We start from the raw sequence: 14,443 nt of genomic DNA, 5'->3' as shown, positions 1-14,443 counted from the left end.
ACCAAAATGGGCAGGGCCTATGGGGACCATGGAGAGCAGATCAGTTGGTTTCGAGCGGCCGGCCCTGGCTGACGATCATCGCGCCGACAGCGTCGGTGTTCTCAGGCGTCGACTGGAATCCCATAGACGCCTCTTGCGGCGCTTCCTCGACCGAGGAGATGACCCTTGTCCTTGTGTTCAAGGTTCCGCCAAAACGGGCGGCATCCGGTTCCTCCATCGGCTCCTGCATCGCCACCACCGTCGGCTCCGCCGAGACACGCGCGGATTTCGCGGTCGGCGCGGCGGCCGCGGTCAAATAGGTCTGCTGGGCAGGGACGGACCGGACGGTCGCCGGCTTGGCCGGACGCACCGGCTCGGCGGACGCGACCATCGTCACCGGCTCCGCTGGCTTCTGCGGCGCCGCCGAGGCAATGGCGACCTGCGGCTCGTCCGGCAGCGGCTGCCAGTTGCGGCCGCGCTTCTCGTAGAAGGCATTGCCGCCGGCAACCATGGTGTAGTGCATGTTCTTGTAGGGGAAGCGTAAGCCGGCGGTGTGGAAGAACATGGTGTTCTTGAGCTTGGCCTTGCGCTCACCCTTGAGCACCGCCTCGGCAGCCTCTTCGACATCGGGCATTGCGCGTGAATTCATCGGCCTTGTCATGACGCCGGGGGCGAACTGCCCGCGCTCGCCCACCACCTGGCAGATGGTGCTGCCGTGCTTGCCGGAGCGCAGCCGGTTCATCACCACCGTGCCGACCGCGATCATGCCGTCGCGGCTCGATCGGTTGGATTCAAAGAACATCGCCCGTTCCAGGCATTCCTTGTCCTTCGGCGTGTGGCTGTAGGCCCGTGAGCTGAGGAAACCCGGCGTGATGGCGTCGGTCAGGCTGGCGACGGACATGCCGTGTGACGTGGTCTGGCTGCAGGCAGCCAAAAACAGGGGTGAAATGACGGCGCAGAGCAACAGCGGCGTCTTCCATCGCGTGGCAATCAACAGGTAACCCTCTCACTTCCATGCCCGCCCCCAGGCTGCGGCAAGAATGAGACACTTTCGGGCAAAATGATGGCCAAAACGTTATTGATGAGGCTCTGTTGCCAAATTGGTACAGCTGCATGGCCTAAAAGTGAATTAGTGCCCCACTGTAATGGCCGCCGGCTGGCCGGGCTCAAGCTCCTCGACCTTCTCCGAAAACAGGCCGCGCCGGAGGAACAGCGTCCGCGCCTCCCTGGCCGTCGGCGCGATCTTTGCCGGCCAGTCGCTGTCTATGAACTCAGCCTTGGTGAAGTCCGGATTTGTCTCGCTTGCCGCCTCCAGGAATTCGGCGATCTCCAGCACGATCGCGCGCTCGTCCTTTGAAAGCGCCGATGTGCCGGCTTCGATCGACGGGCGATGGACGAAATCCTCGAACAGATAGAAATAACCCTTGATGCCGACGAGATCGACGCCGTCGTCACAATCGGCCAGGATTTCCAGGATCTCGTAGATCCTGTTGCGGATACGCTGCTCGATCAGTCTTTCGGAGGGCTCTTCGGTCATGGCGATCATGGGCGCGCGCGCCGAATGCTAGAAGGGCAGTTTCATTCCCGGCGGGATCGGCAGACCTGCGGTCAGCGCCTTGGTCTTTTCCTGCATGATCTGCTCGACCTTGGTCTTGGCGTCGTTGTGAGCGGCCAGCACCAGGTCTTCCAGGATTTCGACATCGTCTTCCTTGAACAGAGACGGATCGATCTTCAGCGACTTCATCTCGAATTTTCCGGTCAGCGTCACATTGACCAGGCCGCCGCCGGCCTGGCCGGACGCTTCCAGCGTGGCGATCTCGTCCTGCATGGCCTGGAACTTGGCCTGCATTTCCTTCGCCTTGCCCATCAGGCCGAGAAGATCTTTCATGGTCGGGTCCTTTGCGGATTCGTGGCTGGATCAGGTTTCATCGTCGTCAGCCGGCGGCTCTACCGGCACTTCAGCCTCTGTCGTTTCGGCTTCCGGCGCGTCTGGAATGCGCACGTCGATGATCTTGGCACCGGGAAAGCGCGCCAGGATGGCGGCCACGGTGGGATCGCTCTTGGCATCGAGAAATGCCGTCTCGCGTTTGGCCGATTCCATTTCGGCGAGCGTCTGGCCGCCCTCTTCCTTTGACAGCGAGACCAGCCAGCTGCGGCCGGTCCAGGCGCGAAGCTTCGTCGTCAGGTCGTTGAGCAGCATCTTGGGCGCATCGCTGGTCAGGCCGACGTCGATGCGGCCGGGCTCGATACGCACGAACCGGATGCAGCTCTTGACCAGCACCTTGAAGGCGATGTCGCGTTGCGCATCGGCCAGGGCAATGATGTCGGCCAGCGATTTCAGCGGCGCCGATTCCATGGCAGGCTCCGGCGGAGCGACGTAGGCAACGGGAGCAGGCGAGGCCTCGACCAGCCGCATGCTCTGTGCCCCGCCCGATCCGGATGGCATGCGCGTCTGCGCCACCGCGCCGGCACCACCGCCATTGCCGGAACTTGCCGGCGTCCCATTCGGGCGCGGCGCGCCATTCTGCATGGGCGCAGCGCCCTCGAGCGATCTCAGCGCCTCGTCCAGCGTCGGCAGATCGGCGGCATGCGCCAGCCGGATCAGCACCATTTCGGCGGCACTCACCGGCCGGTTGGAGGACTGCACTTCGGGAATGCCCTTGAGCAGCATCTGCCATGTCCGCGACAGCACCCTGACCGACAGCGTCCTGGCGAAATCGGCGCCGCGCTGCCGCTCGTCCTCAGATAGCGAGGCATCCTCGATGGCCGTCGGCACGAAGCGCAGCCGGGTGACGAGATGGTTGAATTCGGCAAGATCGGTCAGCACGGCGGCTGGATCGGCGCCGGTGTCATATTGCGCACGGAATTCGGCAAGGGCTGCCGCCACATCGCCCTTCATCACATGTTCGAACAGGTCGACGATGCGGGCGCGGTCGGCGAGCCCGAGCATCGCCCGAACCGCATCGGCGCCGACAGAGCCGGCGCCATGGGCAATCGCCTGGTCGAGGATGGAAAGCGAATCACGGGCCGAGCCTTCGGCGGCGCGCGCGATCATCGCCAGCGCGTCGTCGTCGACAGAAATGCCTTCCTGGGCCGAGATCGAGGACAGATGCGCGACCAGCGCGCCGGCGTCGATGCGCCTCAGGTCGAAGCGCTGGCAGCGCGACAGGACGGTGATCGGGACCTTGCGGATTTCGGTGGTGGCGAAGATGAATTTGACGTGCGGCGGCGGCTCTTCCAGCGTCTTCAGCAGGCCGTTGAAGGCCTGCGTCGACAGCATGTGCACTTCGTCGATGATGTAGACCTTGTAGCGGGCCGAGACCGGCGCATAGCGCACGCGCTCGATGATATCCCTGATGTCGTCGATGCCGGTGTGCGAGGCGGCGTCCATCTCGATGACGTCGACATGGCGGCCTTCCATGATCGCCTGGCAATGTTCGCCGAGGACGGCGAGGTCGACCGAAGGCTGGTCGATATCGGCGGTTTTATAATTCAGGGCCCGCGCGAGTATGCGCGCCGTCGTGGTCTTGCCGACGCCGCGCACGCCGGTCAGCATCCAGGCCTGGGCGATGCGGCCGGTGGCAAAGGCGTTGGTGAGGGTGCGCACCATCGGCTCCTGGCCGACCAACTCGGAAAAATTCGAAGGACGGTACTTGCGCGCCAGCACGCGATAGGCGGCGGCCTTGCCTATCTCCAGGCTTTTTGGTCCCGAATTTCCGGCTTCGCTCATACGCCCGTAAAGCTCCAAATGGCCGCGCCCGAAGGCGGCCGATTCCTGCGCATAGTCTCGCCCGCGCTGCAATGCGTCGTCAATGTCGCGAGAGGGGCCGATGAGGTGGGAGGCTGGAACAATGACCCGTTCCGGGCTCGTTAGGGCTGCTTCCTTCCGGACCTGACCCGGTTGGCGAGTGGATCGTCCACCACCAACCTCCCGCTTTCCATATCGGCAATTGCGCGACGAAATGCAAGTCCGCCGAAGAAATCGTTAAATGTCGAATCGGCGCACCAAACCGTGAGGGCGCAATGATTCGCTTGCAGCCCCCTTGCCGCCGCTCTAGCCTTCATGTGTTGAGCAAACCAAGAAAAGCAAGGGAAACGCCGATGTTGCCGGGCCTGGAGGCCGGATTTACGCTGGACGCACGGCTGGAGGCGGACAGCGAACAGTTGATGTGGCTTGGGCTGTGCGAATTGCGGGTGATGAACGACCGCCGCTGGCCATGGCTGCTGCTGGTGCCGCAGCGGCCCGGCGCGGAGGAAATCCATGACATGACGCCGCTCGACCAGGCGATGCTGACCTTCGAGACCAATATGGTGGCGCAGGCGCTGAAGAAGGCGACCGGCTGCGCCAAGATCAACACCGGCGCGCTCGGCAACATCGTGCGCCAGCTGCACATCCATGTCATCGCGCGTTCGGAAGGCGATCCCGGCTGGCCAGGCCCTGTGTGGGGACATGGCCTGCGAGAGCCCTATCAACGTTCCGACTTGCGACGGTTTGCCGAAACGATCAAGGCGGCGCTATAAGCGTTCCCAGTGTCCATCCCTCAACATATTCCAGAGTCCCCATGAGCTTCCGCCTGTTTGACGCGCCTTTGCGCGAGCCGAGCCAGTTCGTCGGCTTCGCCGGCAACACGATCGACCGGCAGTCCGAGAACCGGGCCGACGACTCGGTCGACAAGGCGCTGGCCGATCCGGCGACGCGGCTGCTTCTGATGCATGGCGACCGGCTCTATCTGAAGCTCGGCGATGGCGGCGCTCTCGATCCCTGGTTCGGCGCCACCGAGAGCGAGCCCTTCAAGGTTTCCCTGGCGCAAGGCATCCTGCTCGGCTTTTCCGAACGAGGACCGGTGCTGGCCGTGCCCGCCGGCGTCGAACCCGAACAGCTTCCGGAAACAGTCAAGGCCATCGACTACCGCTCGGTCTACATGCAAGGGCTGATCGACGAGGCGGCGGCTGGCGCGATGGCGCAAGGGGCGGCCCTGCTTGCCTGGCATGCCAGCCATCGCTTCTGCAGCAAATGCGGTACAGAATCGCAGATGCGGGCGGGCGGCTACAAGCGCCATTGCCCGAATTGCGGCACCGAGCATTTTCCGCGCACCGACCCGGTGGCGATCATGCTGACGGCAACGCGGGAGAAGTGCCTGCTCGGGCGCGGCCGGCATTTCGCGCCGGGCATGTACTCGGCCCTTGCCGGCTTCATCGAGCCGGGCGAGACGATCGAGGCGGCGGTGCGCCGCGAGACGCTGGAAGAGGCCGGCATCCGGCTTGGCCGCGTCGTCTACCACGCCAGCCAGCCCTGGCCGTTTCCCTATTCGCTGATGATCGGCTGCTTCGGCGAGCCGCTCAACGACGACATCCAGGCCGATCTCAACGAGCTTGAGGACTGCCGCTGGTTTTTTCGCGACGAGGTGCGCCTGATGCTGGAAAGGACGCACAAGGACAATCTGGTCACGCCGCCGAAAGGCGCCATTGCGCATCACCTTATCCGCGCTTGGGTCGACTCGGAATGATGGCAGCGAACACCGAAAGACATTGCAGGAGCAGGACATGATCCGTCACACCGTCGTTTTCACGCTGAAGCATCCGCCGCATTCGCTGGAGGAAAAGCGGTTCCTGGTCGACGCCAAGAAAATCCTCACCGCGATCAGAGGCGTTACGCATTTCGAGCAATTGCGGCAGATCAGCCCCAAGAACGACTATCGTTTCGGCTTCTCGATGGAGTTCGCCGACCAGGCCGCCTACAACAGGTACAACGACCATCCCGACCATGTCGCCTTCGTGCGCGACCGCTGGGTGCCGGAGGTCGAGACCTTCATGGAGATCGACTATGTGCCGCTAGGCGCGGTGATCTAGGGCATGGTCCCGAAAAGTGGAAACCGGTTTTCTAGGACAAACGGTTTCGTTTGTCCGGAGATCATGCCCAGTAGCGATCAGTCCGCCACCTTCCACTGCTCACGCGACCCACTGGCCGGATAGACGCCCAGAATCCGCACTTCGCGCGAGAAGAAACGAAGCTCGTCCAGCGCCAGCTTGACCAGCGGGTCGTCGGGATGGCCCTCGATGTCGGCGTAAAACAGCGTCGCCGTGAAAGCGCCCAGCTGGTAGCTCTCCAGCTTGGTCATGTTGATGCCGTTGGTGGCGAAGCCGCCCATCGCCTTGTAGAGTGCGGCCGGCACGTTGCGGACGCGGAAGATGAAGGTCGTCATCATCTTGACGTCAGGCGACGGGCGCTCGGCCCATTGCTTGTTCTTGGTCAGGACGACAAAGCGGGTGACGTTTGAGTCGGTGTCCTCGACGTTTTGCTCGATGATATCGAGCCCGTAGAGGGTCGCTGCCAGCGCGGGCGACAGCGCCGCCATGGTGCGGTCCTTGACCTCGGAGACCATCTTGGCGGCGCCGGCCGTGTCGCCGGCGACGATCGCCTTCCAGCCGTTCTTGCGGATGTATTTGCGGCACTGGCCAAGCGCGTGGATGTGGCTGTGCACCGTCTTGATCTCGTCGCGCCTGACGCCCGGCAACACCATCAGCTGGAAATGGATGGGCAGGAAATATTCGCCGATGATGTGCAGCTTCGATTCCGGCAAGAGATGATGGATATCGGCGACGCGCCCGGCAATGGTGTTCTCGATCGGGATCATGGCAAGGTCGGCCTTGTTGGTCTCGACCGCGTTGAAGGCATCCTCGAAGGTCGGGCAGGGCAACGGGTCCATCGAAGGGAACATGTTGCGGCTGGCGGTGTCGGAATTGGCGCCCGGCTCGCCCTGGAAGGATATTCTGTTGGTCTTTTCAGGCATGCCGATATCTCAGGTTGAAAGGATCTGTCTGGCGCGTTCGAGGTCTTCCGGCGTGTCGACGCCGAGCGGCAGCGACTGGACGATCTCGGCGTCGATGCGCATGCCGGCTTCCAGCGCCCGCAACTGCTCCAGCCGCTCGCGCCGTTCGAGCGGCGACGGCTTCAGCGCGACGAAACGCTCGAGTGCTTCGCGGCGGTAAGCATAGAGGCCGACATGATGGTAGAGCGGCCCCTCGCCCCAAGGCGCCGTGGCACGGGTGAAATAGAGCGCCCTCAGCCTGCTGCCCGAGAGCGGCGAGCCGACGATCTTGACGACATTGGGGTTGGTCTTTTCCTCGTCACGGACGATCTCGACGCCGAGCGTGGCGATGTCCACCGCCCCGTCCTCGAACGGCCTGAGCGACGCGGCGATGATCGCGGGATCGATCGTCGGCAGGTCGCCCTGCACATTGACGATGGTTTCGACCTTGCGCCCGGGGTCGAGCGCGATCAGCGCCTCGTGGATCCGGTCGGAGCCGGATTCGTGATCCATGCGCGTCATCACGGCCTCGAAACCGTGCGCGCGCACCGCCTGCGCCACGCTTTGCGTGTCGGTCGCCACCACCACCCGTCCAAGGCCGGCTTCGGCGGCACGGCGGGCGACATGGACGATCATCGGGGCGCCTGCGATGTCGGCCAGCGGCTTGCCCGGCAGGCGGGTCGAAGCCATGCGGGCCGGGATCAGGATCAGCGTGGACATTTCGGGTGCAAGGCGTCTCGAAAGAGGACAGGGAAAGTGGCAAAAGGTCTCACTGGAAGCGCCCTTATAGGTGTTGCAACGCCGCAGCAAAAGACCTAGTTTCCGCCCGATTTGACCGCCCTGGCAGGACGGGTCACGATACCGACGGACGGAGTGGACGGTTCTGTCCGCCGGAAAAGGGAGCAAGGGGCGTATGGATTCCAACGAAGTCAACAAACTGCTCGCCGGATTGCTCGGAACCGTTTTCGTCGTCTTCTCGGTCGGTATTGTGTCGGACGCGCTGTTTGCCTCGCCGGCGCCGGAAAAGCCCGGTTTCGCCATCGAGGCCGCCGAGCCCGCCGAGGGCGGCCCGGCCGCTCCTGCAGCAGCCGAAAAGCCGATCGCAGATCTTCTGGCCAACGCAAGTGTCGAACAAGGCGCTGCCATCTTCAAGAAGTGCCAGGCCTGCCATTCCGGCGAAAAAGGCGGTCCGAACAAAGTCGGCCCCGACCTGTGGGACATCGTCGACCGTCCGGTCGCCTCTCACGAGGGCTTCGCATATTCGGCGGGGATGAAGGAATATTCCAAGGGCGGCACAGAGAAGTGGACCTACGACAACCTCAACCACTTCATCACGTCGCCCAAGAAGGACGTGAAAGGCACAGCGATGGGCTTTGCCGGCCTGCCGAAGGAAGAAGACCGCGCCAACGTTATCGCCTATCTGCGCACGTTGTCGGACAATCCCAAGCCGCTGCCGGCGCCGGGTGCCGCCGCCGATGCAGGCGCGCCCGCCGATGCAGCCGCTCCGGCAAAGCCGGCTGAGGGTGCCGCGCCGGCCGCTCCCGCCGCCCCGGCTCCGGCCGCACCGGCACCGGCGCCTGCCCAATAGCCAGATATCATCTCGACGACCTTGAAAAAGCCGGGTTCAGCCCGGCTTTTTTGTTGGGGAAACCGCATAGGCGGCGACAAAGCCGCGCATGGCGGTTTTCACGAGCGCCAAATCATCTAGATTGCCATGAACGGGCATTGCGAAGAGGATAGTGCATGACGGTTGGCCGAACGCTTCTCAAGTCGTTGCTGGCGGCAGCCCTTCTGGCGGCGGGATTGCAGGCTGCCCGCGCCGACGAATGGCGCACCACCTCATCGCTGATCGGCGAATCCAAATACGGCGCCAATTTCCAGCACTACGACTACGTCAATCCGAACGCGCCCAAGGGCGGCACGCTGAATTCGGTGGTGCCAGGCACATTCGACAGCTTCAATCCCTACGTCGTCCAGGGATCACCGGCCGCGGGCCTGGTCGGGTTCGGCGGCGGCCTGCTCTACGACACGCTGATGGAGCAAGCGACCGACGAAGGCAGCACCAGCCATCCGCTGATCGCCGATGCCTACAAATATCCTGATGATTATTCCTCCGCGACCTACCGGCTCGATCCGCGCGCCAAATGGCATGACGGCCAGTCGATCACCGTCGATGACGTGATCTGGTCATTTCATGTGCTCAAGGCCAACAGCCCGCAATACAGCCGCTATTTTGAAAATGTCACCGATGCGGTGGCGATTTCGGATCGCGAGGTGGAGTTCCATTTCAACCAGAAGGGCAATCGCGAACTGCCCAAGATCATCGGCGACCTTGCCGTGCTGCCGAAACATTGGTGGGAAGGCACCGATGCCAACGGCAAGAAGCGAGACGTAACCAAGCCGACGCTGGAAATTCCGCTCGGTTCAGCCGCCTACAAGATCGCCAGCTTCAAGCCGGGCTCGGAAATCATCTGGCAGCGTGTGCCGGACTATTGGGCGGCCAAGCTGCCGGTGAAGATCGGCCGTGAGAACTTCGACACCCGACGCTACACCTATATCCTGGACGACAACGCTGCCTGGCTCGCCTTCACCAAGGGTGGGCTGGAAGACATCAACCGCGAATACAGTTCGCGCAAATGGGCGACGGCTTACAATTTCCCGGCATTCCAAGCCGGCGATGTCATCAAGAAGGATTTCCAGACCCAGGCGCCGGAACCGATGCAGGGCTTCGTCCTCAACCAGCGGCGGCCGCTGTTCCAGGACCGGCTGGTGCGTGAAGCGCTGACCATTCCGTTCGATTTCGAGAGCATGAACCGCACACTGTTCTTCGGCTTCAACACCCGCACGTCGAGCTATTTCCAAGGCACCGAACTGGCCTCGAACGGGTTGCCGCAGGGCAAGGAACTGGAAATCCTGGAAAAACACCGAGACAAGCTGCCGCCCGAACTTTTCACCCAGGAATTCAAGCTGCCGGTTTATGATTCACCGCAGGCGGAACGGAAGTACCTGAAACAGGCGGTCGATCTCTTCGCCAAGGCGGGCTGGGTGATCAAGGGCGGCAAGATGGTCAATGCCAAGACCGGCGCGCCGTTCAAGTTTGAAATCCTCGGTTGGAACGACACCGACCAGGTCATCGCCAGCCCCTACATCGCCAATCTGCGCAAGATCGGCGTCGACGCCACTTTGCGCATCATCGACCAGACGCAGTACATCAACCGCGTCAACAATTTCGATTTCGATGTCGTTACCGGGATGCTGCAGCAGTCGGAATCGCCGGGCAACGAGCAGCGCGACTTCTGGAGCTCGAAAGCTGCCGACTCGCCCGGTTCGCGCAATCTGATGGGCATCAAGGACCCGACCGTCGACGCGCTGGTCGATCGCATTATCTTCGCGACCGATCGCGACGATCTCGTCGCCGCCACCCATGCGCTCGACCGCATCCTGCTGTGGAACTTCTACGTGGTTCCCCAATATTACCGGTCGGCGGTGTGGCTGGCCTATTGGGACAAGTTCAAATTCCCCGACAAGCAGCCTGCCTATGCCGGAGCCGACATCGATTCCTGGTGGATCGACCCGGACAAGGAGAAGGCGCTGGCGGCCAAGTACAAGGGTGGCAATTGATGGCGGCCCTTCCCCGCCGCGACTTCCTGGCCCTGGGCAGTGCCGCGGCAGCCGCCGCCTTGCTGCCCGGCAAGGCCTTCGCCGACACTGCGACCGGCACCAAGCTGCACGGCCTGTCGGCCTTCGGCGACCTCAAATACAAACCCGATTTCGCGCATTTCGACTACGTCAATCCTGACGCCCCAAAGGGCGGCCAGATGAATTTCGCGCCGCCGAACTCGACCCTCAATCAGAGCTTCCTGACCTTCAACACCCTGAATTTCCTGGTGTTGAAGGGAGAGGCTCCGCCGCGCGCCGAACTCTGTTTCGATTCCCTGATGACAAGCGCGCTCGATGAGCCGGATGCGGCCTACGGCCTGCTCGCCGAAACCGTTACCCTGTCGCCAGACCGCAACGGTTTCCGCTTCGCCCTGCGACCGCAAGCGCGTTTTCATGACGGCTCGCCGCTGACCGCGGACGACGTTGTCTTCGCGCTGAAGCTTTATAAGGACAAGGGCCATCCGAACCTTTCCCAGGCGTTGCGGTACATGACCGACGTGGTTGCGGTCGATCCCGCCACCGTCAACCTCACTTTCAACGGCAAACAGTCGGCGCAAAACATCCTTGCGATCGTGGGGATGCCGATCGTCTCCAAGGCCTTTTATACGGCCAATGATTTCGATGCTTCGACCATGACACCGCCGCTTGGCTCGGGTCCCTACAAGATTGGACGCGTGGCGGCCGGACAGACGGTCGAATATGACCGCGTGGCCGACTATTGGGGCCGCGATCTGCCAGTGAACCGCGGCCTCTACAATTTCGACCGCATCCGCATCGACTTCTATCTTGACCGGCAGGCGGCGTTCGAGGCCTTCAAGAAAGGCGACACGCATTTCCGCGAGGAATTCACCTCGCGGGTATGGGCGACCGGCTACGACTTTCCGGCGCTAAAGGACGGCAAGGTCGTCAAACGGGACTTTCCCGGTGAGAAGACGCCGGACATGCAGAGCGTCGCGCTGAATCAGCGCCGTCCGCAATTCCGCGATGAGCGGGTGCGGCGGGCGATCGCCCGGTGCTTCGATTTCGAATGGATGAAGCGGGCCTTGTTTTACGGCTCCTACGAGCGTTCTCAATCGAACTTCGAACGATCGGATTACAAAGCCGACGGCCTGCCCTCGCCTGACGAACTGGCCCTGCTGGAGCCGTTCCGGGCCGAGTTGCCGCCAGAGGTTTTCGGTGAAGCGGTAACACAGCCCCTGTCCGACGGTTCGGGTCATGACCGCAAGCTGCTGGGCGAGGCTTCGAGATTGCTCGCGCAAGCCGGCTGGAAACGCGATGGCAGTTTCGTCGTCAACGACAAGGGTGAGCGGCTGCGGGTCGAAATGCTGGCGGAGGACGACGGCATCGTTCGCATCTACACCCCGTGGTCCGAGAATATGAAGGCAATAGGGATCGACGCATCGATCCGGCAAATCGATTCGGCGCAGTATGAGCAGCGGCACAGCAATTACGACTTCGATCTTGCCTTGCTGCATTGGTCGATCGGGGCGACGCCGACCGACGACAGCCTGCAGATGCTCTATGATTCCCGTATGGCGAAAATCCCGGGGCAACGCAACTATCCGGGCACCGAAAGCAAGGCCATCGACGCCCTGATCGCGGCAGCCGGCAAGGCGAAAAACCGTATTGAACTCGTCACGGCGCTCAGAGCGCTCGACCGGGTCTTGCGCGCGCGCCTCGACTGGATTCCAACATACTATCTGGCGAATCACCGCGTCGCCTATTGGGACATGTTCGGCTTTGTCGAACAGAAGCCCGATTTCGGCTTTCCGGTCGAGACGCTGTGGTGGTTCGATAAGGGCAAGGCGGCAAGAATTGGCAAAGGCTGAGATGTTCGCTCAACGAGGGCAGAAGGCCTGATGGGCGCCTATATCCTGCGCCGCATCCTTTTGATGATCCCGACGCTGTTCGGCATCATGGCGATATCCTTCGCCGTCATCCAGTTCGCGCCGGGCGGTCCGGTCGAACAGGTCATCGCCCGGCTGACCAATCAGGGCGGCAGCGACCGCCTCGGCGGCGGTGGCGGCGACGCGGGTGCCGGCGGCAATTTCGATGCCGCCGGTGACGTCAGTTCGAAATATCGCGGCGCGCAGGGGCTCGATCCGGAATTCATCAAGAAGCTGGAGAAACAGTTCGGCTTCGACAAGCCGCCGCTCGAGCGCTTCGGCATGATGCTGTGGAATTATGCACGCTTCGATTTCGGCGACAGCTATTTCCGCGACATTTCGGTGCTCGACCTGATCCTGGAAAAAATGCCGGTGTCGATCTCGATCGGGCTGTGGATCACGCTGTTGTCCTACCTGATCTCGATCCCGCTCGGCATCCGCAAGGCGGTCAAGGACGGCACTCCCTTCGACGTCTGGACGAGCGGCGTCGTCATTGTCGGCTATGCCATACCTGGCTTCCTGTTCGGCATCATGCTGATGGTGCTGTTTGCCGGCGGGTCGTTCTGGGACTGGTTTCCGTTGCGCGGCCTCACCTCGGACAATTGGGATCAATTGTCCTGGTGGGGCAAGATCGTCGACTATTTCTGGCACATGACCTTGCCGCTGACCGCTTTGGTGCTGTCGGCCTTCGCCACCACGACGCTGCTGACCAAGAACTCGTTCCTCGAAGAAATCCGCAAGCAGTATGTGGTGACGGCGCGGGCCAAGGGTCTGTCGGAACGGCAGGTGCTCTACGGCCACGTCTTCCGCAACGCCATGCTGATCGTCATCGCCGGCTTTCCCGGGGCCTTCATCTCGGCCTTCTTCACCGGATCGCTGCTGATCGAGAACATCTTTTCCCTCGATGGCCTCGGCCTGCTCGGCTTCCGGTCGGTGGTCGAGCGCGACTATCCGGTGGTGTTCGCCAATCTCTATATCTTCTCGCTGCTCGGGCTGTTCGTCGGTCTCTTGTCCGACCTGCTCTACACCTGGGTCGATCCGCGCATCGATTTCGAGCGGAGAGACGTCTGATGTCGGAGGCTACAGTACCCGTGGACGCGGCACCCGCGCGGATCAAGCGGCCGTTTCTGTCGCCGCTCAACAAGCGGCGCCTGCAGAACTTCAAAGCCAACCGCCGCGGCTACTGGTCGCTGTGGATCTTCCTCGTCCTGTTCGTGCTGTCGCTGTTTTCCGAGTTCATCGCCAACGACAAGCCGATCATCGCTTCCTACAAGGGCGAGATCCTGTTTCCGGTGCTGGTCGCCTACCCCGAGGAAAAATTCGGCGGCTTCTATGCCGTCACCGATTATCGCGACCCGGTCATCCAGGACGAGATCAACGCCAATGGCTGGATGATCTGGCCGCCGGTGCGCTACTCCTATCAGACCGTCAACAACGCCATTCCGGAAGCAGCGCCGGCCAGGCCGTCTTGGCAGTATGACGCCACGAAGCGCTGCAACCAGTATCCGCAGGGTGCCGCCGACCCCGCCTGCATCGTCGGCAACTGGAATTGGCTCGGCACCGACGACCAGGCGCGCGACGTGCTGGCGCGCGTCATCTACGGCTTCCGCATTTCGGTGCTGTTCGGCCTGATCCTGACCGCCGGCTCGGCCTTGATCGGCGTCGCGGCCGGCGCCGTGCAAGGCTATTTCGGCGGCTGGACGGATCTCTTGTTCCAGCGTTTCATCGAAATCTGGTCCGCCATCCCCGTGCTCTATCTCCTGCTCATCGTCGCCGCCATCCTGCCGCCGGGCTTCTTCATCCTGCTCGGCCTGATGCTGTTGTTCTCCTGGGTGGCGCTGGTCGGCGTGGTGCGGGCCGAGTTCCTGCGCGCCCGCAATTTCGAATATGTCAACGCGGCCCGGGCGCTCGGCGTGCCCAACCGCACCATCATGTTCCGGCACCTGCTGCCCAACGCCATGGTGGCGACATTGACCTTCATGCCCTTCCTGCTCTCAGGCTCGATCTCGACGCTGACCTCGCTCGACTACCTCGGCTTTGGCCTGCCGCCCGGCTCCGCCTCGCTCGGCGAACTGCTCAAGCAGGCGCAGCGGAACCTCAATGCGCCGT

General features: G+C 62.6%; 14 protein-coding genes and 1 other RNA gene. 8 read left to right on the top strand and 7 right to left on the bottom strand.

Going from position 1 to position 14,443, the window contains the following annotated elements:
* Positions 1-40: 40 nt before the first annotated feature.
* The 5 genes from EOB59_RS02255 to ffs form a co-directional block, all read right to left on the bottom strand.
* On the bottom strand, positions 41-973 hold the full coding sequence (locus EOB59_RS02255) for a cell wall hydrolase (protein ID WP_128287548.1): 933 nt from the start codon (positions 971-973) through the stop codon (positions 41-43).
* Positions 974-1,108: 135 nt separating this feature from the next.
* On the bottom strand, positions 1,109-1,516 hold the full coding sequence (locus EOB59_RS02250; protein ID WP_128287557.1) for a hypothetical protein: 408 nt from the start codon (positions 1,514-1,516) through the stop codon (positions 1,109-1,111).
* 27 nt (positions 1,517-1,543) lie between these two features.
* Entirely contained in the window at positions 1,544-1,867 is a 324-nt protein-coding gene (locus tag EOB59_RS02245; RefSeq protein WP_013527931.1) for a YbaB/EbfC family nucleoid-associated protein, read from the bottom strand.
* Positions 1,868-1,897: 30 nt separating this feature from the next.
* Positions 1,898-3,709: a DNA polymerase III subunit gamma/tau gene (locus EOB59_RS02240; protein ID WP_128287547.1), complete on the bottom strand. Its 1,812-nt coding sequence runs from the start codon at positions 3,707-3,709 to the stop codon at positions 1,898-1,900.
* A 105-nt stretch (positions 3,710-3,814) separates the two neighbouring features.
* An RNA gene (ffs, locus tag EOB59_RS02235) (signal recognition particle sRNA small type) lies at positions 3,815-3,911 on the bottom strand.
* Positions 3,912-4,080: 169 nt separating this feature from the next.
* On the opposite strand from ffs, the gene EOB59_RS02230 reads away from it, so the two are divergent.
* From EOB59_RS02230 to EOB59_RS02220, 3 genes are read left to right on the top strand one after another with little or no spacing between them, the layout of a single operon-like run.
* Positions 4,081-4,500, top strand: coding sequence for an HIT family protein (locus EOB59_RS02230; RefSeq protein ID WP_127807981.1), 420 nt, complete (start codon positions 4,081-4,083; stop codon positions 4,498-4,500).
* 41 nt (positions 4,501-4,541) lie between these two features.
* Positions 4,542-5,486, top strand: a complete 945-nt coding sequence (gene nudC / locus EOB59_RS02225) for an NAD(+) diphosphatase (RefSeq protein ID WP_128287546.1) — start codon at positions 4,542-4,544, stop codon at positions 5,484-5,486.
* Positions 5,487-5,523: 37 nt separating this feature from the next.
* Complete coding sequence (locus tag EOB59_RS02220; RefSeq protein WP_127268465.1) at positions 5,524-5,829, top strand: Dabb family protein; 306 nt, start codon at positions 5,524-5,526, stop codon at positions 5,827-5,829.
* 77 nt (positions 5,830-5,906) lie between these two features.
* Here the strand turns inward: EOB59_RS02220 and EOB59_RS02215 are convergent, their stop codons facing one another.
* Both EOB59_RS02215 and EOB59_RS02210 read right to left on the bottom strand, forming a co-directional pair.
* Positions 5,907-6,770, bottom strand: a complete 864-nt coding sequence (locus EOB59_RS02215; RefSeq protein WP_127395783.1) for a prephenate dehydratase — start codon at positions 6,768-6,770, stop codon at positions 5,907-5,909.
* A 9-nt stretch (positions 6,771-6,779) separates the two neighbouring features.
* On the bottom strand, positions 6,780-7,508 hold the full coding sequence (locus tag EOB59_RS02210) for a 3-deoxy-manno-octulosonate cytidylyltransferase (protein WP_128287545.1): 729 nt from the start codon (positions 7,506-7,508) through the stop codon (positions 6,780-6,782).
* A gap of 193 nt (positions 7,509-7,701) precedes the next feature.
* On the opposite strand from EOB59_RS02210, the gene EOB59_RS02205 reads away from it, so the two are divergent.
* The 5 genes from EOB59_RS02205 to EOB59_RS02185 all read left to right on the top strand — a co-directional run.
* Complete coding sequence (locus EOB59_RS02205; RefSeq protein WP_127395781.1) at positions 7,702-8,376, top strand: cytochrome c family protein; 675 nt, start codon at positions 7,702-7,704, stop codon at positions 8,374-8,376.
* Between the two features lie 155 nt (positions 8,377-8,531).
* Positions 8,532-10,409 (top strand): extracellular solute-binding protein, encoded by a 1,878-nt coding sequence (locus EOB59_RS02200; RefSeq protein ID WP_128287544.1) that lies wholly within the window; start codon positions 8,532-8,534, stop codon positions 10,407-10,409.
* A complete protein-coding gene (locus EOB59_RS02195) occupies positions 10,409-12,277 on the top strand; it encodes an extracellular solute-binding protein (RefSeq protein ID WP_128287543.1) in 1,869 nt (622 codons plus the stop codon). Before EOB59_RS02200 ends, EOB59_RS02195 begins: the two co-directional genes overlap by 1 nt.
* A 30-nt stretch (positions 12,278-12,307) precedes the next feature.
* Positions 12,308-13,405: a microcin C ABC transporter permease YejB gene (locus tag EOB59_RS02190; protein WP_013527941.1), complete on the top strand. Its 1,098-nt coding sequence runs from the start codon at positions 12,308-12,310 to the stop codon at positions 13,403-13,405.
* Positions 13,405-14,443, top strand: a 1,039-nt coding sequence (locus EOB59_RS02185) for an ABC transporter permease (RefSeq protein WP_245486502.1), incomplete at its 3' end; no start/stop codon positions are given. The genes EOB59_RS02190 and EOB59_RS02185, both read left to right, overlap by 1 nt.

Source organism: Mesorhizobium sp. M7A.F.Ca.MR.176.00.0.0 (genome assembly GCF_004023165.1).
GTDB lineage: Bacteria > Pseudomonadota > Alphaproteobacteria > Rhizobiales > Rhizobiaceae > Mesorhizobium.
The sequence above is the reverse complement of the archived record's forward strand: the minus strand, read 5'-3'. Positions and strand labels throughout refer to the sequence as shown.